Origin of the sequence: Streptomyces yerevanensis, assembly GCF_000716805.1 — a bacterium.
GTDB lineage: Bacteria > Actinomycetota > Actinomycetes > Streptomycetales > Streptomycetaceae > Streptomyces > Streptomyces flaveus.
Genome location: NZ_JNWJ01000017.1, coordinates 89,730 through 108,472, shown reverse-complemented (window position 1 = coordinate 108,472; position 18,743 = coordinate 89,730). Strand labels below are relative to the sequence as shown.

Annotated in this window: 19 protein-coding genes; 14 read left to right on the top strand and 5 right to left on the bottom strand. The window is 71.5% G+C overall.

The window, feature by feature from the left end:
* The first annotated feature begins 94 nt into the window (after window positions 1–94).
* From OP79_RS19860 to OP79_RS19815, 10 genes are all read left to right on the top strand, one after another.
* Complete coding sequence (locus OP79_RS19860; protein WP_033321589.1) at window positions 95–826, top strand: SDR family oxidoreductase; 732 nt, start codon at window positions 95–97, stop codon at window positions 824–826.
* Complete coding sequence (locus OP79_RS19855) at window positions 823–2,295, top strand: aldehyde dehydrogenase family protein (protein ID WP_211270831.1); 1,473 nt, start codon at window positions 823–825, stop codon at window positions 2,293–2,295. The genes OP79_RS19860 and OP79_RS19855 overlap by 4 nt, the downstream gene beginning before the upstream one ends.
* Complete coding sequence (locus OP79_RS19850; protein WP_033321587.1) at window positions 2,292–3,500, top strand: CaiB/BaiF CoA transferase family protein; 1,209 nt, start codon at window positions 2,292–2,294, stop codon at window positions 3,498–3,500. Before OP79_RS19855 ends, OP79_RS19850 begins: the two co-directional genes overlap by 4 nt.
* Before the next feature lie 22 nt (window positions 3,501–3,522).
* Entirely contained in the window at window positions 3,523–4,908 is a 1,386-nt protein-coding gene (locus OP79_RS19845; RefSeq protein ID WP_033321586.1) for an ABC transporter substrate-binding protein, read from the top strand.
* Window positions 4,909–4,918: 10 nt separating this feature from the next.
* On the top strand, window positions 4,919–5,119 hold the full coding sequence (locus OP79_RS19840; protein ID WP_245685388.1) for a ferredoxin: 201 nt from the start codon (window positions 4,919–4,921) through the stop codon (window positions 5,117–5,119).
* 33 nt (window positions 5,120–5,152) lie between these two features.
* Window positions 5,153–6,535, top strand: coding sequence for a cytochrome P450 (locus OP79_RS19835; RefSeq protein ID WP_033321585.1), 1,383 nt, complete (start codon window positions 5,153–5,155; stop codon window positions 6,533–6,535).
* The gene (locus OP79_RS19830) at window positions 6,528–8,171 is read left to right on the top strand and encodes a thiolase C-terminal domain-containing protein (protein ID WP_245685387.1); all 1,644 of its coding nucleotides are present in this window, start codon (window positions 6,528–6,530) and stop codon (window positions 8,169–8,171) included. The genes OP79_RS19835 and OP79_RS19830 overlap by 8 nt, the downstream gene beginning before the upstream one ends.
* On the top strand, window positions 8,168–9,103 hold the full coding sequence (locus OP79_RS19825; protein WP_078491896.1) for an alpha/beta hydrolase: 936 nt from the start codon (window positions 8,168–8,170) through the stop codon (window positions 9,101–9,103). The genes OP79_RS19830 and OP79_RS19825 overlap by 4 nt, the downstream gene beginning before the upstream one ends.
* A complete protein-coding gene (locus OP79_RS19820) occupies window positions 9,096–9,593 on the top strand; it encodes a DoxX family protein (RefSeq protein WP_033321583.1) in 498 nt (165 codons plus the stop codon). Before OP79_RS19825 ends, OP79_RS19820 begins: the two co-directional genes overlap by 8 nt.
* Before the next feature lie 88 nt (window positions 9,594–9,681).
* Window positions 9,682–10,296: a TetR/AcrR family transcriptional regulator gene (locus OP79_RS19815; RefSeq protein ID WP_051744759.1), complete on the top strand. Its 615-nt coding sequence runs from the start codon at window positions 9,682–9,684 to the stop codon at window positions 10,294–10,296.
* A gap of 24 nt (window positions 10,297–10,320) precedes the next feature.
* Here OP79_RS19815 and OP79_RS50460 read toward each other — a convergent pair whose 3' ends face one another.
* Genes OP79_RS50460 through OP79_RS19800 form a run of 3 tightly spaced genes read right to left on the bottom strand, consistent with a single transcriptional unit; the run spans window position 10,321 to window position 12,794 of the window.
* A complete protein-coding gene (locus OP79_RS50460; RefSeq protein ID WP_051744758.1) occupies window positions 10,321–11,064 on the bottom strand; it encodes an alpha/beta hydrolase fold domain-containing protein in 744 nt (247 codons plus the stop codon).
* Window positions 11,054–11,785 (bottom strand): enoyl-CoA hydratase/isomerase family protein, encoded by a 732-nt coding sequence (locus OP79_RS19805; protein WP_033321582.1) that lies wholly within the window; start codon window positions 11,783–11,785, stop codon window positions 11,054–11,056. Before OP79_RS19805 ends, OP79_RS50460 begins: the two co-directional genes overlap by 11 nt.
* Window positions 11,786–11,795: 10 nt before the next feature.
* On the bottom strand, window positions 11,796–12,794 hold the full coding sequence (locus OP79_RS19800) for a ferredoxin--NADP reductase (RefSeq protein WP_033321581.1): 999 nt from the start codon (window positions 12,792–12,794) through the stop codon (window positions 11,796–11,798).
* Window positions 12,795–12,860: 66 nt separating this feature from the next.
* Between OP79_RS19800 and OP79_RS19795 the strand changes: the two genes are divergently transcribed.
* A complete protein-coding gene (locus tag OP79_RS19795) occupies window positions 12,861–14,435 on the top strand; it encodes an AMP-binding protein (RefSeq protein WP_033321580.1) in 1,575 nt (524 codons plus the stop codon).
* Here the strand turns inward: OP79_RS19795 and OP79_RS19790 are convergent.
* Window positions 14,421–15,299 (bottom strand): HTD2 family dehydratase, encoded by an 879-nt coding sequence (locus OP79_RS19790; RefSeq protein ID WP_033321579.1) that lies wholly within the window; start codon window positions 15,297–15,299, stop codon window positions 14,421–14,423. The two genes, OP79_RS19795 and OP79_RS19790, sit on opposite strands and share 15 nt — an antisense overlap.
* 50 nt (window positions 15,300–15,349) lie before the next feature.
* Here OP79_RS19790 and OP79_RS19785 point away from each other — a divergent pair, with 50 nt between their 5' ends.
* Window positions 15,350–16,516, top strand: coding sequence for an acyl-CoA dehydrogenase family protein (locus OP79_RS19785; RefSeq protein WP_033321651.1), 1,167 nt, complete (start codon window positions 15,350–15,352; stop codon window positions 16,514–16,516).
* Here OP79_RS19785 and OP79_RS19780 read toward each other — a convergent pair.
* Window positions 16,494–17,312: an NAD(P)-dependent oxidoreductase gene (locus tag OP79_RS19780; RefSeq protein WP_033321578.1), complete on the bottom strand. Its 819-nt coding sequence runs from the start codon at window positions 17,310–17,312 to the stop codon at window positions 16,494–16,496. The two genes, OP79_RS19785 and OP79_RS19780, sit on opposite strands and share 23 nt — an antisense overlap.
* 105 nt (window positions 17,313–17,417) lie before the next feature.
* Between OP79_RS19780 and OP79_RS19775 the strand changes: the two genes are divergently transcribed.
* Window positions 17,418–17,837 carry a carboxymuconolactone decarboxylase family protein gene (locus OP79_RS19775; RefSeq protein ID WP_063741952.1) on the top strand — a complete coding sequence of 140 codons (420 nt, stop codon included), beginning with the start codon at window positions 17,418–17,420 and terminating at the stop codon, window positions 17,835–17,837.
* A gap of 2 nt (window positions 17,838–17,839) precedes the next feature.
* Entirely contained in the window at window positions 17,840–18,739 is a 900-nt protein-coding gene (locus OP79_RS19770; RefSeq protein ID WP_211270830.1) for an NAD(P)-dependent oxidoreductase, read from the top strand.
* The last annotated feature ends 4 nt before the right edge of the window (window positions 18,740–18,743 follow it).

Sequence of the window (18,743 nt, the reverse complement as noted above, 5' to 3'; positions counted from 1 at the left end):
GTGCAGCATCAGATTCTCCTGTTCGGATGGTTGATTCGCTCAAAGAGAGAATGTAGTTTCCGTCGCAGTCGAGGTGCAGAACCGAGGAGGCCGGATGCGATTCCAGGACAAGGTCGCCATCGTCACGGGCGCCGGGCAGGGGATCGGTGAGGGCTACGCCCGCGCCCTCGCCGCCGAAGGCGCGCGGGTGGTGGTCGCCGAGCTGAACGAGACCCAGGGGCAACGCGTCGCCAAAGAGCTCGACGGTGCCCTGTACGTCCGCACGGACGTCTCCGACCCGGCTTCCGCGCAGACCCTCGTGGACACGGTGATGGGCGAGTTCGGGCGGATCGACTGCCTGGTCAACAACGCCGCGATCTTCCACGACATGCGCCGCGAAGGGCTCACCACAGTCGACTACGACTACCTGGACCGCTTCCTGAAGGTGAACCTGCTCGGCGCCCTCTACGTGACCCGCGCCGCGCTGCCGCACCTGCAAGAGGGCGCCGCCATCGTCAACCAGTCCTCCACCGCCGCCTGGTCGGCCACCGGCTTCTACGGCATGGCGAAGGCCGGCATCAACCACCTCACCGTCTCCCTCGCCGCCGAACTCGGCGACCGCGGCATCCGCGTCAACGCCATCGCACCGGGCCCCACCGACACCGAGGCGACCCGGCACATCATCCCTGCCGAGCATCGCGACGCCATGCTGCGCACCTTCGCCCTCAAGCGCATGGGCACCCCGGCCGACCAGGCCGGAGCCCTGCTCTTCCTGCTGTCCGACGAAGCGAGCTGGGTCACCGGGCAGATCGTGGCCGTGGACGGCGGATCGGTGGTGCGGCTGTGAACGCATCGCCCGCCACGACCCCGTTCACCGGCCGCCTGCTCATCGACGGCGAACTGACGACGACGAAGGCCACCTACCCCACTCTGAACCCCGCGACCGGCGAAGTCCTCGGCCACGCCCCCGACGCGACCGCCGCCGACGCCGAGACCGCCATTGCCGCCGCCCGCCGCGCCTTCGACACCACCGCCTGGGCCACCGACACCGAGCTGCGCGTGCGCTGCCTGCGCCAGCTGCACGCCGCCCTCGACGAGCACCGCGAGCAGCTGCGGGACCTGACCATCGCCGAGGCCGGCGCGCCCCGGATGCTCACGCACGGCCCGCAACTCGACGAGCCGCTCGGCCTGCTGACCTACTACGCCCGCCTCGCCGAGACGTACACCTTCACCGAAGACCTCGGCGAGAGCGAGCAGCGCGGGCAGCGCCACCACCGCTGGGCGGAGAAGGAGCCGGCCGGCGTCGTCGCCGCGATCCTGCCGTACAACTTCCCCAACCAGCTGGCCCTCGCCAAGCTGGCCCCGGCGCTCGCCGCCGGCTGCACCGTCGTCCTCAAGGCCGCCCCCGAGACCCCGCTGACCACCCTCGCCCTCGCCGACCTCATCGCCGGGCACACGGACATCCCCCCAGGGGTCGTCAACATCATCAGCTCCTCCGGCGTCGAGACCGGCAAGGTCCTGACCACGCACCGCGACATCGACATGGTCACCTTCACCGGGTCCACGGCGACCGGACGGCGCATCATGGCCGCTGCCGGCGACACCGTGAAGAAGGTGTTCCTGGAGCTCGGCGGCAAGTCCGCGATGATCGTCCTCGACGACGCCGACTTCGCCAAGGCGGCCATGTTCGCCGCCTTCACCATCTGCTCCCACTCCGGCCAGGGCTGCGCCCTCACCTCACGGCTGCTGGTGCCGCGCGCACACCACGACGCCATCGTGAACCTCGTCGCCGCGGGCATGGAGCGGGTACGGGTCGGGGACCCGGCGGACCCCAAGACCGCGATGGGGCCGCTGATCTCGGCGCGTCAGCGCGAGAAGGTCGACGGGATGGTGCGCCGGGCCGTCGAGGCCGGCGCGACACTGGTCGCGGGCGGCAAGCCGATCGACCCGGGCTTCTTCTACGCCCCCACCCTCCTCGCCGGCGTCGATGAGGACAGCGAGATCGCCCAGGACGAGGTGTTCGGCCCGGTCCTCGCCGTCATCCCGTACGACGACGAGGACCATGCCGTACGCATCGCCAACAACTCCGTGTACGGGCTCTCCGGCGCCGTGCACAGCGCCGACGAGCAGCGGGCGATCCGGGTCGCCCGCCGCATCCGCACCGGCACCTTCTCCATCAACGGCGGCAACTACTTCGCACCCGACGTGCCCTTCGGCGGCTACAAGCAGTCCGGCATCGGCCGCGAGTCCGGCCGCGCCGGCTTCGAGGAATTCCTGGAGACCAAGGCGTTCGCGACGGTGGTGGGCAAGGCATGAGCGGGCCCCTCGAAGGCATCCGCGTCCTGGAAGTGGCCATGTACGGGTTCGTGCCCTCGGCGGGCGCGGTGCTCGCCGACTGGGGCGCCGACGTGGTCAAGGTCGAGCACGCAGTCACCGGCGACCCGCAGCGCGGCCTGCGCCAGACCGGCACCCTGCGGGTCGAGGGCGATCCCAACCCGAACGTCGCCCACGCCAACCGAGGCAAGCGCAGCATCGGCCTCGACATGTCCAAGCCGGAGGGCCTGGAGGTGCTGCACGAACTGGTGCGCAGCGCCGACGTGTTCCTCACCAGCTTCATGCCGGCCTCCCGGGCCCGTCTAGGCATCGACGTCGACGACATCCGCGCGGTGAACCCGAAGATCGTCTACGCGCGGGGGAGCGCCCTCGGCGTCCTGGGACCCGAGGCCGACAAGGGCGGCTACGACATGACCGCCTTCTGGGCCCGGGCCGGGACCGCCGCCAGCATCACCCCGCCCGGCGCCGACGGCATGATCATGCCGCCCGCGCCCGCGTACGGCGACACCATCTCCGGCACCAACCTCGCCGGCGGCATCGCGGCCGCGCTGCTGCGCCGCGAACGCACCGGCGAGGCGCCGGTCGTCGACGTGTCGCTGCTGGGCAGCGGCGTGTGGGCGATGGGCCACGCCATGGCCGTATCGCTGCGCCTCGAGAAGACCTGGGAGGCGCCGCAGCCCGGCGCGCACGGCTCGCCCGCCAACCCGCTCTCCGGCCTCTACCGCACCGCGGACGACCGCTACATCTCGTTCGTCATGCTGCAGCCCGCGAAGTTCTGGCCGGACGTCTGCCGGCACATCGACCGCCCCGAACTCGCCGACGACTCGCGCTTTGCCACCGCCGAGGACATCGCGGCGAACACGGCGGAAGCCGTGAAGATCCTCACCGAGACCATCGGCCGGCGCCCGCTCGCCGAGTGGAGCGAACGGTTCGCCACCCTCGCCGGACCCTGGGCCCCCGTCCAGGACACCCTGCAGGCCGCCGCGGACGCGCAGGTGCGCGCCAACGGCTACATCACCCGGGCCGGAGAGCTCGAACTCGCAGCCAGCCCGGTGCAGTTCGACACCGAGCCCGCACACCTGGAAGCCGCCCCGGAATTCGCCGCCCAGACCGAGCAGGTCCTCACCGAGCTCGGCTACGACTGGGACCGCATCCTCGCCTTCAAGGCCCAGGGTGCGGTCACGTGACCCGTTGAGTCCAGGAGGACCAATGCGCAGGTTGCTGATCGGAGTGGTCACCGTGCTCGCGGTGCTGCTCGCCGGCTGTTCCACCCGCTCGGACTCGGGCAGCGGCGAGCCCGAGGAGACCAGCGGCGCCGAGTCGAGCGCTCCCGCCGTCGACGGCCCGGACTTCGGGACGCTGAAGAACGTCTGTGGCAAGGGCGATGCCAAGGCGGTGAGCCAGCAGGGCGTCACCGGCGACAGGGTCGAGCTCGGGGTCTTCACCGACCAGGGCTTCACCAAGAACTCCGAAATGGTCGACGCAGCGAAGGCGTTCACCTCCTGGTGCAACGACAACGGCGGCATCAACGGACGCAAGCTCGTGCCCGTCATCCGCGACGCGAAATTCCTGGAGGTCCGCCAGCGCATGCAGCAGGCATGCAAGGAGGACTTCATGCTGGTCGGCGGTGGTGCCTCGATGGACGGGCTCGGCACCAAGGACCGGCTGCGCTGCCTGCTTCCCGCCTTCCCGGCGCAGTCCAGCTTTGCCCCCGCCGTCGGCTCCGACCTGCAGGTGATGTCCGCGGGCCCGTTCTCCGGGCATTTCCAGTACGCGGGGTTCTACCAGTGGCTGCTCAAGGAGAAGTTCCCCGGTTCCGCGCAGCACGTCGGCATCATCTCGGGCGACAGCCCGGTGACCAAGGTCCTGGCCGCGCAGTACAAGGAGTCGATCGCGACGCTCGGGGGAAAGGTCAGCTACTCCGACCTCTACCCGGCCACCGGCGTCTCCGACTGGACGCCGTACGCGCAGGCCTTGAAGAAGGAGAAGGTCAAGGGCCTGGTCTTCCACGGCGACTTCGCCAGCCTCGCCAAGCTGGAGCAGGCGCTCACCAGTCTCGGTTATGCGCCCGACTGGATCGACGCCAACAGCAACGCCTACTCCCAGAACTTCATCCAGCTGGCGGGATCGGCGCTCGGCACCCAGCACAACTACACCGAACTGTTCGCCACGCACCCGCTGGATGCGAGCAAGGAGAATCCCGCGGTCGAGAAGGTCGAGGCCCTGTTCGCGAAGTACGCGCCGGGCAAGCCCCTCACGTATCCCGCGCTGCGCGCCTTCTCCGCCTGGCTGCTGTTCGCCACCGCCGCCCGTGACTGCGACGAGCTGACCCGCCGTTGCGTGTACGACAACGCGCTGAAGGTCACCGACTGGACCGCCGGGGGCATCCAGGCCCCGTTCGACGTGAGCAAGCAGAACGTGCCCGGCAAGTGCTATTCGGTTGTCGAGGCGACGCCGAAGGGCTGGAAGCCGGCCTCCTTCGAGCAGGACAGCGGCCCGTATCGCTGCGACGCACCCGTGGTGAAGTTCAAGCGGAGCTACACCGAACCGGCCCGGCTCGCCGACGTAGGCAAGTCCCTGTCCGACCTCAAGTGACGTAAGGAGCGTGACCGCGGTGAAAGTACGCGTCGATCCCGAGCGCTGCCAGGGTCACACCCTGTGTGCGATGCGCGCCCCCGAGGTGTTCGAGCTGAGTGACATCGACGGCCATTCGTCGCCGGTGGCCGAGGAGGTGCCCGAAGAGCAGCAGGACCGGGTGATCGATGCCGTCCGCTCCTGCCCCGAGCGGGCCATCAGCGTCATCTGAACTGCAGGCACAGGCAGGGACAGGGAGAGAGCGATGAGCAGCGAGCAGACCGACGACGGCCGGCTGCGGCCCAGGATCCACTTCGACCGCCACGCGCCCGAATACCGCGACCGGTTCGAGGAGATCACGCACGATCTGCACGGCCGGTGCCCGATGGCCTTCAGCGACACGTACGGGGGGCACTGGGTGGCCAGCGGAAACCGGGAGGTGGCGACCCTCGCCCGTGCCGCCGACGTGCTGTCCAACGACCACGACGTGCACGGCGAGCGCCGCGGCTATCAGGGCATCAACATCCCCGCACCGGACCGCGGCCGCGGCATCCGCGGCGGCTTTCTGGAGATGGACCCACCCGAGCAGCGCGCCTACCGCGACGCGCTCAACCCGTATCTGTCACCCGCCGCCGTCGCCCGCTGGATCCCGTTCGTCGACGAGGTGACCCGCGCCTGCCTCGACGAACGGATCGAGCAGGGGCGCATCGACTTCGTCGACGACCTCGCGAACATCGTGCCGGCCGTGCTCACCCTCGCGATGATGGGCATTCCGCTGACGAAGTGGGAGCTGTACAACGAGCCCGCGCACGCGGGCGTTTACACCCCGCCGGACTCGCCCGACATGAAGCGGGTGGTCGAGGCGCACATCGCGATGATGCGGGACCTCGCGACCACCCTCCACACCGTGCGCGCGCAGCCGCGCCCCGGGCTGGTCGACGCCCTGATCCGGCTGCGGATCGACGGCGAGCCGGCCCCGGACGAGGAGCTGCTCGGCGCGCTCGGGCTGCTCATCGGGGGCGGCTTCGACACCACGACCGCCCTCACCGCGCACGCCCTGGAGTGGCTGTCCGAGCACCCGGACGACCGGGCCCGGCTCAGCGCCGAGCGGGGCCCGCTGCTGGACTCCGCCACCGAGGAGTTCCTGCGCTACTTCACGCCCGCGCCCGGAGACGGCCGCACGGTGGCCGAGGACTGCGCCCTTGCGGGTGCCGAGCTCAAGGAGGGCGACCGCATCTGGCTGTCCTGGGCGATGGCCAACCGCGATCCGCAGGTCTTCCCCGACCCGGATCGCATCGACCTGGCGCGTACCGGGAACCGGCACGCCAGCTTCGGCCTGGGCATCCACCGCTGCATCGGCTCCAACGTGGCCCGCAACGTCTTCAAACGGATGCTGCTGCACGTCCTCGACCGCATCCCCGACTACGTCTGCGATCCCGAAGGCACGATCCACTACGACACCATCGGCGTGATCCAGGGGATGCGGAAGCTCCCCGCCACGTTCACGCCGGGCCGGCCGCTGGGCCCCGGCCTCGACGCGACCCTGGACATGCTCCAGCGCGGCTGCGACGAGCACGGCTGGGCGAAGCCGATCACCGAGCGCAAGGCCGCCGCGAAGCTTGACGGAGAGAACGCCGACCGTGAATGAGTCCGCACCGGAGGACCGACCGGCCCCGCAGATGGCGCCGGAGACGGAGTTCTTCTGGACGTCCGGCGGGGATGGGCGGCTGCGCTTTGCGGAGTGCGAGGCCTGCAGCGCACTCATCCACCCGCCGCAGCCGGTGTGCCGCCACTGCCGGGGCCGGGACTTCGCCGTCCGTGAGGTGTCCGGCCGGGCCACGCTGATCGGCTTCACCGTCAATCAGCGCTTCCCGTTCCCCGGGCTCACCCTGCCGTACGTGATCGGGCAGGTGGCCATCGAGGAGGATCCCCGGGTCCGGCTCACCACGAATGTCGTCGGGGCGGAACCGGCGGAGCTCGAGCTCGGCATGCCGATGGAGGTCACCTTCCAGCAGGCGGGCGAGGCGTGGCTGCCGCTGTTCCGGCCGGTTCCCGACGCGCCTTACCGGCCGCTGCCGGCGGACGCGCCGCCCCGGCCCCGTACCCGGCGGGCCGGCCCCAAGTTCGAGGACAAGGCGGTCATCAGCGGCGCCGGCGCCTCCCGCATCGGCCGCCGGCTGATGCGCCCCCCGCTGGAGCTGACCGTCGAGGCGTGCGAACGCGCCGTCGCCGACGCCGGCCTGACCTTCGACGACATCGACGGCCTCGCCACCTACCCGGGCGCCGGCCCGTTCGGCGGCTTCGCCGAGGGCGGTGTCAGCGCGCTGGAGGCCGCGCTCGGCCTGCACCCGGTGTGGCACAACGGCGGCGGCGAGACCTTCGGCCCCGGCGGCTCGGTGATCGCGGCGATGCTCGCCGTGGCCGGCGGCCACGCGCGCCATGTGCTGTGCTTCCGCACGGTGTGGGAGTCGACGTACGGCGAACTGCTCAAACGAGGCCGGATATCAGCACCGCCGCCGAGCGTGGACGGCTGGCTCAAGCCCTTCGGCTGCGTGTCCCCGTCTCACACCCTCGCCATGAACGCCCAGCGCCACTTCCACCGCTACGGCACCACCCGCGAGACCCTCGGCCGGATCGCCCTCAACCAGCGCGCCAACGCCGCCCTGCACCCCGACGCGGTCTACCGCGACCCGCTGACGATGGACGACTACCTGGGCGCCCGCCCCATCACCACTCCCTTCGGGCTCTACGACTGCGACGTCCCCTGCGACGCCTCGGTCGCCGTCGTGGTCTCGGCCGCCGAGACGGCACCCGACCTGGCGAAGCCGCCGGTGCGCGTGGAGGCCGTCGGCACCCAGATCCTGGAGCGGCCCGAGTGGGACCAGTCCACCCTCACTCACGAGCCCCAAGTCCTCGGCCAGGCCGCCCACCTGTGGACCCGCACCGACCTGCGCCCGGCCGATGTGGACGTGGCCCTGCTCTACGACGGCTTCACCATGAACTGCCTGTCGTGGATCGAGGCCCTCGGCTTCTGCGGCATCGGCGAGGCCAAGGACTTCCTCGACGGCGGCAAGAACATCGCCCGCGACGGCGTGCTGCCTCTGAACACCCACGGTGGACAGCTCTCCCACGGCCGTACGCACGGCATGGGTCTGCTCCAGGAGGCCGTGCTGCAACTGCGCGGCGAGGCCGGGGCCCGCCAGGTCGCCGGCGCCCGCTGCGCGGTGGTCAGCAGCGGCGGACTCACCCCGAGTGGCGTGCTGATGCTGCGGAACGACGCATGACGGCCCCCACGGATCCGCTCACCGAGGACTCCGCCGGGCCACCCGTGACCGTCGCCGAGCGCGTCGTACGCGTTCTCGGCATGCCGCTGTCCGCCCGGGTCGCCGAGGCACCCGACCCCCGGGCGGTCGTTGTCGCCCTGCACGGCGGCGCCACCCACTCCGTGTACTTCGACCACCCCGGCCACCCGCGCCTGTCCCTGCTGCGCACCGCCGCCGCGCTCGGCTTCACCACTCTCGCACTGGACCGCCCCGGATACGGCACCTCGGCGCCGCACCAGAGCGAACTGGAGTCGGCCGAGCACCGCACCGAAGTCGCCTGGCGCGCCGTGGACGCGCTGCTCGCCGGGCGTGAAAGGGGCGCGGGCGTCTTCGTGTGGGGGCATTCGGCGGGGTGCGAACTGGCCCTGCGGATGGCCGCGGACGACGCGCGCGGCCCCGACCTGCTCGGACTGGAAATCGCCGGAACGGGTCTTGAGCACCACCCCGGCGTACTCGGCGCCCTCGACGCCTGGGGCCGCGACTCGCCCGGCGGCAGGACCGGACTGCGGCGCGCCCTGTGGAATCCCCCGGACGCCTACCCGCCCGATGTGCACGGCGGCCGCCACATCGGCGCGCCGTCACCGGCCTATGAAGGGCGGCGGCGCGAGTGGCGGGAGATCTTCAGCAGCCATGCCGCCCGCGTCCGCGTGCCCGTGCACATCACGATCGCCGAGCACGAGCGGGTGTGGGCCACGGGGCCGCAGGCGCTGGCTGACCTGAGCCGCCCCTTCAGCGCCGCCCCGCGCGTGATCGCCGAGGAGCAGGCGGGCGCCGGGCACAACACGAGCGTGGGCCGCACCGCCCTCGCCTACCACCTCAACGTGCTGTCGTTCGTGGAGGAATGCGTGCAGAGCATCGAGGGCGTACCCGGACTCGGAGGCGGCGATGAGTGACGCGGACGCCACGGCCCTGCTGGCGGTCCGGCTGGTCCTCGGGACCGTCATGATCGTGCACGGCCTGAACCACTGGCGCGGCGGTGGCGGCATCGACGGCACCGCGAGGTGGTTCGGCGGGCTCGACCTGCGTCGGCCGCGGCTGCAGGCATGGCTCAGCGTCGGCACCGAGGTGGGCGCCGGCACGCTGCTGCTGCTCGGCCTGTGCACGCCGCTCGCCTGCGCCGCCGTCGTGTCGGTGATGCTGGTCGCCGGGCTGCTCGCGCACCGGCGCAACAGCTTCTTCGTCTTCAAGGACGGCTACGAATACGTCCTGGTCCTCGCCGTCATCTCCCTGGCCCTGGCCGCCTGGGGCCCCGGCGACTACGCCGTGGACACCGCCGTCGGCATCGAGGTGACGGGCTGGGCGGGCGCGGGCCTCGCGGCCGGCCTGGCCGTGGCCGGCACGGCCGGACTGCTGGGCGCGTTCTGGCGGCCGCGGCGCCGCTGATGAAGAGGGGCCGGCCTCTCCCGCGCGATCCGGCGCGTCCGTAAGGTGACAGGGTTCACGGTCACCTGCGGGACGAGAGGGTGAAGCCATGGATTCGGTGCGGCACGAGCAGATACTGCGGGCGGCGGTGGACGTGTTCGTCGAGCGCGGCTACCGGGGTACGTCGATCGACGCGGTGGCGGAGCGGGCGGGACTGACCCGGCAGGGCGTGCTGCACTACTACCCGAGCAAGAAGCGGCTGTACTTCGCTCTGCTCCATTTCCGCGAGGCGCTCACCCGGCAGCATGTGGACCATGACGACGAGCCACCGGACATGGCCCGCCGCTTCGCCGAGGCCCTCGAGTTCGACCTGGGCATCCCCTCGCTTGCGCAGGTGCACAGCGTCGTCATGGCCGAAGCCGCCATCGGACAGGAACCCGCCCGCGGGTTCGCGCGTGCGCGCAGCCGCGAGCTCAACGAGATGATCACCTGCGAGCTGACCGCCTGCTACGGCCCCCGGCTGCCCAGCGGGCTGACCGCGCGCGCGGGCGCCGCCGCGCTGCTGGCGCTGGTGGCGGGGCTCCAGCAGCAGTGGCTGGTGCAGGCGGACGAGGAGGAGACCTATCCTGTGCTCGTCCGTGACTCGATCAGGGCGCTACTGCTCGGGTCGACCGAGGCACCCGCTGCCGGTGAGCGGGGCGGACAGGCCCGTACCGCTGGATGACCGGGCGGTGCGGACGGCCAGAGGTCAGCGCGCGCTGTCGGACGGCAGTGGTACGCGGCGCGCGCTCGTGTGCGCGCGCAGGAAGGCCGCGGTCGCGCCGGTCTGGGCCAGACCCAGCGCGGACGCGTCCTCGTGCACTCGCAGGTCCACCGTGACTCCGGAACGAGCCGCGCGGGCCGCGAACCCCAGCGCGTCGTCGAGCAGCACATCGGTGCCGGCGGCCTGCAGTTGCAGAGGCGGCAGGCCGTGCAGATTGCCGTGCAGTGGGCTCAGCAGCGGCTCGTCGCGGGCGGCTCGGCCCGCATACGACGCGGCGCGCCGGTGCAGCACATCGACGTCCGTCGTACGGTCTGCTGCCGCGTTGAGCAGCAGGCTCGGCGCGGCGAGGGTCAGGTCCAGCAGCGGCGTCAGCAGAGCCGCGCACACGGGCAGGTCCAAGCCCTCGTCGCGCAGCCGCAGCAGCAGCCCGGCGGCCAGTCCGCCCCCCAGCCGCTTCCCGGCCAGGGCGACGGGGCCGCGCTCGCGTGCGTACGCATACGCCGTGCACACGTCGTCCAGGGCTGCGGGGAAGTCGGCCCGATAGCGTGCGCAGACCACGGTGCAGCCCGTCGCCCGGGACAGCTCCCGGGCCATGGGGAGCGCGTCGTGCGGAGTGCCGCCGAGCCGTGGGTCCCCGTGGACGTACAGCACCATGTGGTCCACCGCCCGGCCCAGCGGATGCACCTCGGGCCCGAACGGCCCTTCCGCCACGCGAAGGTCACTTGCCATGTGCCATCATCCTCTCCGCCGCCTGCCAGTGCTCATCGGCGACCCAGAGGCGGGCGAAGGCCCGCGCGGCCTCCCGCGGCGGGCAGCCGGGTCGCATTGCCTGTTTGATCTCCCGCGACGGACGGCAGGCAAGCCGGCGCGCCAGCTCCCGCCATCCGTCGGCGAACTCTGCCCGCGCCAGCACCCGGTCCACCAGGCCCGCCCGCTCGGCCTCGTACGCGCCGAGGGCCTCGCCGGTGCCCGCCAGCAGCAGCGCACGCCCAGGGCCGACGAGGGCGGCGAGCCGCTCGGCGCCGCCCCAGGCAGGCATGATCGACAACATGACCTGGTTGAAGGCGATCCGGATGTCGTCGGCGGCGACGCGGATGTCGGCGGCCAGCGCGAACTCTGCGCCGCCGCCGAAGGCGTGCCCGTTCAGCGCGGCGACGACCGGGCCCGGGAAGGCGGCGATCCGGTCGCAGATGGCCCGCATCCGCAGGGCCATCTCCAGCGCGCCCTCCTCGGTGCGGATTTCCGCGAGCTGCTTGAGATCACCGCCGGAGACGAAGGCCTTGTCGCCCGTGCCCGTCACGACCAGCGCGTGGACCGTGTCCGCCGCGTCGGTGACGGTGTCGAGTGCCTTCTCCAGGCCCGCCATCGTGTCCGGCCCGATGGCGTTGCGCACGTGCGGGCGGTCGATGGTGATGACGGCGAGCCCGTCGTCGAGTTCGAGGTCGACCATGTCCGGCCTTTCAGTCGTCGTAGACCACACAGACCTGTGGCGTGATGGGCTCGCCCTGGCAGGTCAGCACCCAGCCTTCGGCGACCTCGTCCTCGTCGAGGGCGTTGTTGACGCGCATCTTCGCCTCGCCCTCGGTGATCCGCGCCATGCAGGTCGCGCAGTCGCCCGCCTCGCAGGAGAAGGGCGGAGCGAATCCGGCGCGCCGGGCGGTCTGGATCAGCGTCTCGCCGGCTCGCTGGGGAACGGTGCGCTGATCGCCGCGCAGCCTGATGGTGACGGTGCCCTCCTGCCGCACCCGATCGGTCTCCGGCGCCGGCGCGGGCGGTGCCCCGACGGGGGTGAACCGCTCGACGAGCAGCCGTTCGTCGGGTATGCCGAGGCCGGCGAGCTCCCCGCGCACGAGAGCCATGTACGGCTCGGGGCCGCAGACGTAGAAGTCGCCGTCGAGCGCCCCGGCCGCCACGGCCCGTATCTCGTCCGCGCTCACCAACCCCTGCCGGTCGTCGAGATGGTGGTGGAGGCGGAAGCGGTCCGGATGGCGGTGCGCCAGGTTGTCCAGCGCGTCGCGGAAGATGACCGAGTCGGCGTCCTGATTGGCGGTCAACACCCGCACCTCGCGCCCGGTCGTCGCCAGCGCGCTCTTGACCAGTGAGAAGACCGGCGTGATCCCGCTGCCACCGGCGAAGGCGACCACCGGGGTGGCGTTCTCGCGCAGGCAGAACGAGCCGCTGGGCGAGGTGACCTCCAGCGTGTCCCCGGCCCGCAACTCCTCGTGCATCCAGGAGGATACGACCCCTCCTGGGACCCGCTTGACGGTCACGCACAGCTCGTCGTCCACGTCCGGTGAGCTGGACATCGAGTAGCTGCGCAGCGTTCCGCACGCCCGCACGGTCACGAACTGTCCTGCCTGGTACGGAAACCACGTATCGAGCGCGAAGGTGCGCACGTCCGGGGTCTCTTCGACGATCCGCGTGATACGCACAGGATGGAAACCGTGGTCGCGTGCCATGTATGGAACTTACCTTCTCTACATGAGAGAGTGCAATTCTCATGTAATGAGGAGGCGGTTCATTCCATGGATGCGATCCCGGCCACCGCGCTCAGGACGATCTCGCCCGACTTGGTCCGGCGTTACGAGGAGGAAGGCTGGTGGACCCGCGAATCGCTCGGCGACCTGCTGACCCGCGGCTTGCGGTCAACCCCTGACGTCGAGTTCCGCGTGCACTCGCGGGTGCGCCCCTGGAACGGCACCTTCGCCGATGTCGAGCGCACCGCCCGGCGGCTCGCGGCCGGGCTGCGGCGCCGCGGCGTCGGCCCCGGCGACGTGATCGCCTTCCAGTTGCCCAACTGGATGGAAGCGGCGGCTGTGTTCTGGGCGTCGGCGTTCCTCGGCGCGGTCGTGGTCCCGATCGTGCACTTCTACGGGCCGAAGGAGGTCGGCTACATCCTGCGTTCCACCCGGCCGCGGGCCTTCTTCGCCGCCGAGGGGTTCGGCCGCCTGAAGTTCGACCCGGCGCTCAGCGCCGACGTCCCGGTGGTCGGCGTGGTCGGAGGCGGCGTGGGCCGGGACTTCGACGAACTGCTCGCGGACGAGCAACTGCCCGGCACGCTCGACGCCGACCCGGCCGCGCCCGCGCTCGTCGCCTTCACCTCCGGCACGACCCGCGATCCCAAGGGCGTGGTGCACAGCCACCAGACTCTCGCCTGCGAGACCCGCCAGCTCTCCGGGGCCTATCCGCCGGACCGGGGACGGCAGTTCACCGTGGCGCCCGTCGGCCACTTCATCGGCATGATCAACGCGTTCCTCATCCCCGTACTGGACGGCTCGCCCGTCAACCTCGGCGACGCTTGGGACCCGGCACAGGCTCTCGACTTGATCCTGACCGAGGGGCTGGTCGTCGGCGGGGGAGCCACGTACTACATGACCAGCCTGCTCGACCACCCCGACTGCACGCCGGAGCACATCGGCCGCCTGAAGTACGCGGGGCTCGGCGGCTCCGCCGTCCCCTCGGCCGTGACGACCCGGCTGGAAGCGCTCGGGATCACGCCGTTCCGCTCGTACGGCTCCACCGAGCACCCGTCCGTCACCTGGACTCCCTGCGACGGTCCTGCCCGCATCCGCCTGCACACCGACGGCCCGCCGCTGGACGGCGTCGAGCTGCGGCTCGCCGACGACGGCGAGATCCTCACCCGCGGCCCCGACCTCTGCCTCGGCTACACCGACGCCGAACTCACCAAGGCGGCCTTCGACGCCGACGGCTGGTACCGCACCGGCGACATCGGCGCGGTGGACGAGGACGGCTGCCTGACCATCACCGACCGCAAGGCCGACATCATCATCCGGGGCGGGGAGAACATCGGCGCCCTTGAGGTCGAGGAGATCCTCCTCACCATGCCCGGCGTCGCGGAGGCCGCCGTGGTCGCCGCCCAGGACGCGCGCCTCGGCGAGCACGCGGCCGCTGTCGTACGGATGCTGCCCGGGCAGCGCCCGCCGGGCCTGGAGGAGCTGCGGGACCACTTCGCGAAGGCGGGCCTGGCCCGGCAGAAGTGGCCGGAGGAAGTCCATGCCGTCGAGGACTTTCCGCGCACCGCCAGCGGCAAGGTCAAGAAGTTCGTGCTCCGCCAGGACATCGCCTCACCCCGCGCGTGAGAACGTCACCTCGGCCGTGGCGTGGCGGCGCTCGCGCGCGGTGGCGAGGCTCAGCTCGGCGCCGTCCGCCGTCGGTGCCCCGGCAGCGGCGATGTGTTCGCCCGCGAAGACGGGCCGCCGCAGCCGATAGGACAGGGAGCGCAGCTGCCGCTCGGGCGCGTACCGGCGCACGAGTTCCAGCATCAGCAGCGCGAGCAGCGGACCGTGCACCACCAGGCCCGGGTAGCCCTCCTCGTCGCGGCAGTACGGGACGTCGTAGTGAATGCGGTGGGCGTTGGCGGTGAGGGCGCTGATACGGAAGAGGAGGCGCTCGTCCGGCTGCAGAGCCAGGCACCACGTGCCGGCGGCCTCGGGCCGTGCCGTCGTGTCGATGTGCTCCGGGTGCCGCTCACCGGCGCCCCGCCCGGAGCGGTAGACGATGTCCTGCTCCTCGACGAGACAGACACGGCCGGACTGCCGGAACTCCTGGCGCGCGGTGACGAACAGCAGCTCGCCGCTGCGCCCGTACTTGGGGGTGACCGCGTGCAGGCTGCTGATCCGCTCGGCCGGCTCGCCCAGGCGCAGCGGCTCAGCGACGTCCAGGCGGCCGCCCGCGAACATCCGCCGTCGCCGGGGGATGGGCGGCAGGAAACGAGCCTCGCGGAGGTGCCCGTCGGGCCCGAGCTCGCTCTGCCGGGGCCACTCGAGGAAGTACAGCCACTGCCACAGCGGCGGCAGCGGGTCCCCGGGCTGCGCGGCAGGCGCGGGAAGGTCCAGTGCGGCGGAGAGAGCCGCGGCGGGCGCGGCAGGGAGCGTGTCCTCGTCCACGACGGGCGCAGGGTGCCAGGTGTCGACGTAGGAGCTGAGAGTGGGGGAGGACGTCATGAGCGCTCATGATGACAAAGGCGTGGCCGACGCGGGAGATTGGTATGAGCATGAGCACCCTGGATGCCCTGACACCTGAGGAGCAGTTCGTCGTCAAGACGGTGCGAGACTTCGTCGACAAGGAAGTGAAGCCGGTCGTCAGGGAGCTGGAGCACGCCGACACCTACCCCGAAGCGCTGATCCAGCAGATGAAGGAACTGGGCATCTTCGGGCTCGCGGTCCCCGAGGAATACGGCGGTACCCCCGTATCCACCCCTTGCTATGTCCTGATCACCGAGGAGCTGGCGCGCGGCTGGATGAGCCTGGCCGGCGCGATGGGGGGCCACACCGTCGTCGCCAAACTGCTGCTGCACTTCGGCACCGAGAAGCAGAAGCGCCGCTACCTGCCTCGGATGGCCACCGGTGAAATCCGCGCGACCATGGCGCTGACCGAGCCAGGCGGCGGCTCCGACCTCCAGGCCATGCGCACGGTAGCGCGCAAGGAGGCGGACGGCAGCTACGTGGTGAACGGGACCAAGACCTGGATCACCAACTCCCGCCGCTCGCAGCTGATCGCCCTGCTGTGCAGGACGGACCCGGAGGCCGACCCCACCCACAAGGGCATGTCGATCCTGCTGGTCGAGCACGGCCCGGGCCTCACCGTGTCCCGTGACCTGCCGAAGCTCGGCTACAAAGGCGTCGAGAGCTGCGAGCTGTCCTTCGACGGCCTCCGGGCGCCGGCGGACGCGGTGCTGGGCGGCGCCGAGGGCCGGGGCTTCGCCCAGATGATGAAAGGGCTGGAGACCGGGCGCCTTCAAGTGGCCGCCCGCGCCCTGGGCGTGGGCCGCGCCGCCTTCGAGGATGCCCTCGCCTATGCGCAGCAGCGCGAGTCCTTCGGCAAGCCGATCTGGCAGCATCAGTCGATCGGCAACTACCTCGCCGACATGGCGACGTCACTCACGGCGGCCCAGCAGCTCACGCTGCATGCCGCACGCGAATACGACGCGGGCCGCCGCGTGGACATGGAGGCCGGGATGGCGAAGCTGTTCGCCTCGGAGACGGCCATGCGGATCGCCCTCGACGCGGTGCGCATCCACGGGGGGTACGGCTACTCCACGGAGTTCGATGTGGAGCGCTACTTCCGGGATGCTCCGCTGATGATCGTGGGGGAGGGGACCAACGAGATCCAGCGCAACGTGATCGCCGCCCAGCTGGTCAAGCGCGGGGGACTTGGGTGAGGGCGTCGTCGAGCGCCGCCAGCGCGGGCTGAAGGGCGCCGAGCCGCGCGCCGGACTCGTCCGCCAGGTGCCGCACCACCGCGAGGTCCTTGTCCAGGAACTCCCTGACACCGGTGATGAAGCGATGGGCCGATCCTCGTGCCGCGGCGCCCGCCAGGGCCCGGCTCGCCGCGCTGCCCTCGCCGAGCGCCGCCAGCAGCACCGACTCGTCCACGCCGAGCTCCTCGCCCAGCCGAGCCGCCTCCGCGATGAGCCCGAGCTGCGCCGCGAACAGCGCGTTGTTGACGAGCTTCACGCCCTGCCCGGCGCCTACGGGCCCGACCGGCAGGATCGGGTCGGCGTAGGCCGCGAGCACGGGGCGCAGCCGCTCGACGACGGCCTTGTCCCCGCCGGCGAAGACCGTCAGGCGGCCGGCCGCGATGTCGTGCGGCCCGCCGCTCACCGGCGCGTCGAGCACGTCGACACCGCGCGTGGCGGCCCGCCCGGCGATCTCCCTGACCGTGCGCGGACTTGCTGTGGTGTGCACGACGAGGGTGGCCCCTGCCGGCATCGTGTCGAGCAGTTCGCCGCCCAGGCAGACGTCCCGCAGCTGCTGGTCGGTGAAGACACACACGACGACCGCGCCGACCCCTTCGGCGGCGTCCTCGGCGCGGCCGACCGCCGGCGCGGCTGCCTCGGTCAGGGCGGCGCGGCGTTCCGGCGTACGGGCAACGGCGCGCACTTGGTGTCCTGCTGCGGCGAGACGGCCGACCATCGGCAGCCCCATCCGTCCAGCACCGACGAAGCCCAGCTTCACGTCAATCTCCTTGCGGTCAGCGCGAACCGTACTGTTGATTCACCATGACGAGAATCATATTCTCGTTTTGTGAGAATCACACATGCGCGCGGCAGGAGGAGCTCCGTGGACCAAGCTGATCCCCTCAAGGACGCCTGGGCCGTACGCCGAGCTGTGCTCGGCGACGCTTATGTCGATGCCGCCGCCGGCGATCCGCGGCCTGTCGCCGGCGCGTTCCAGGACTACATCACTGAAATGGTCTGGGGCGTATGGGCCCGCGGAGGCGCGCTCACCCCACGTGACCGCAGCCTGCTGGTCCTCGCCATGACCGCCACCCTCGGCCGCATGGAGGAGTTCCGTACCCACGCCGCCGCCGCGCCACGCGCTGGGGTCACCCAGAAAGAGCTGGACGAACTGTCGTTCCAGATCGCCGCCTACTGCGGTGCGCCGGCGGGTGTCGCCGCGCGTCGTGGTCTCGCCGAGACCGAGGAGGCGCGGAATGCCGCGCGGCACGGGGCGCCGGATGGCGCGAGGGGCGGTGATTGAGCGTGGCCACGGTCGGATTCATCGGGCTCGGCAACATGGGCGGTGCGCTCGCAGTCAACCTCGTGCAGCGCGGCCACCACGTCGTCGCGCACGACGCGGCAGGCCCGGGGCGGGCACCGGCGGGTGCCGCGTTCGCCAAGGACGTCGCCGAGGTGGCCCGCAGGGCACGGACGGTGGTGTTCTCGCTCCCCGACGGGCAGATCAGCGAGAAGGTCGCACGGGAGGTCGCGGAGACGGCGGGACGCCGTGCCGGATACGTCGTGGACACCTCCACCGTCGGCGTCGCCGCGGCCCGCCGTATCGCGGAAGTCCTCGCGGCGGAGGGGATCGGCTACACCGACGCTCCCGTATCCGGCGGCGTGGCCGGGGCTCGCGCCCGGACGCTCACCGTCATGTACGCCGCCCCGGACGGCATCTGCGCCGCGGTCGAGCCCGTGCTCGCCGATCTCAGCGACCGGCGCCGCAGGGTCGGCGACCGGCAGGGCATGGCGCAGGCGCTCAAGCTGGCCAACAACTTCCTCTCCGCCGCCGCGCTCGCCGCCGCCAGCGAAGCTGTCGCGTTCGGACGCGCCGCCGGCCTCGACCCGGAGCTGCTGCTGGACGTCGTCAATGCCTCCAGTGGCCGCAGCGGCGCCACCGAGGACAAGTTCCCCCGCCACGTCCTCACCGGCCACTACGACTCCGGGTTCGCCAACTCGCTGATGGCCAAGGACGTGGATCTGTACCTGCGGACCGCTGCGGAGCTGGACGTCCCGGACGAAGTCGGCGCGCTGGTCGGTGCGTTGTGGCGGCGGTTCGCGGACGCAGAGCCCGGCGCCGACTTCACACGCGTCTATCCCTTCGTCGAGGCGCACGGCGGCATCGGGAACGGGGGCGGCCGCAGCCTTGCCTCGCCACAGTAGCGAG

Bases quoted from the DNA above. Each gene is read 5' to 3' on its own strand.
- OP79_RS19860 (WP_033321589.1), top strand. From the start codon at position 95: ATGCGATTCCAGGACAAGGTCGCCATCGTCACGGGCGCCGGGCAGGGG.
- OP79_RS19850 (WP_033321587.1), top strand. From the start codon at position 2,292: ATGAGCGGGCCCCTCGAAGGCATCCGCGTCCTGGAAGTGGCCATGTAC.
- OP79_RS19845 (WP_033321586.1), top strand. From the start codon at position 3,523: ATGCGCAGGTTGCTGATCGGAGTGGTCACCGTGCTCGCGGTGCTGCTC.
- OP79_RS19835 (WP_033321585.1), top strand. From the start codon at position 5,153: ATGAGCAGCGAGCAGACCGACGACGGCCGGCTGCGGCCCAGGATCCAC.
- OP79_RS19825 (WP_078491896.1), top strand. From the start codon at position 8,168: ATGACGGCCCCCACGGATCCGCTCACCGAGGACTCCGCCGGGCCACCC.
- OP79_RS19820 (WP_033321583.1), top strand. From the start codon at position 9,096: ATGAGTGACGCGGACGCCACGGCCCTGCTGGCGGTCCGGCTGGTCCTC.
- OP79_RS19815 (WP_051744759.1), top strand. From the start codon at position 9,682: ATGGATTCGGTGCGGCACGAGCAGATACTGCGGGCGGCGGTGGACGTG.
- OP79_RS50460 (WP_051744758.1), bottom strand. From the start codon at position 11,064: ATGGCAAGTGACCTTCGCGTGGCGGAAGGGCCGTTCGGGCCCGAGGTG.
- OP79_RS19805 (WP_033321582.1), bottom strand. From the start codon at position 11,785: ATGGTCGACCTCGAACTCGACGACGGGCTCGCCGTCATCACCATCGAC.
- OP79_RS19800 (WP_033321581.1), bottom strand. From the start codon at position 12,794: ATGGCACGCGACCACGGTTTCCATCCTGTGCGTATCACGCGGATCGTC.
- OP79_RS19795 (WP_033321580.1), top strand. From the start codon at position 12,861: ATGGATGCGATCCCGGCCACCGCGCTCAGGACGATCTCGCCCGACTTG.
- OP79_RS19790 (WP_033321579.1), bottom strand. From the start codon at position 15,299: ATGACGTCCTCCCCCACTCTCAGCTCCTACGTCGACACCTGGCACCCT.
- OP79_RS19785 (WP_033321651.1), top strand. From the start codon at position 15,350: ATGAGCACCCTGGATGCCCTGACACCTGAGGAGCAGTTCGTCGTCAAG.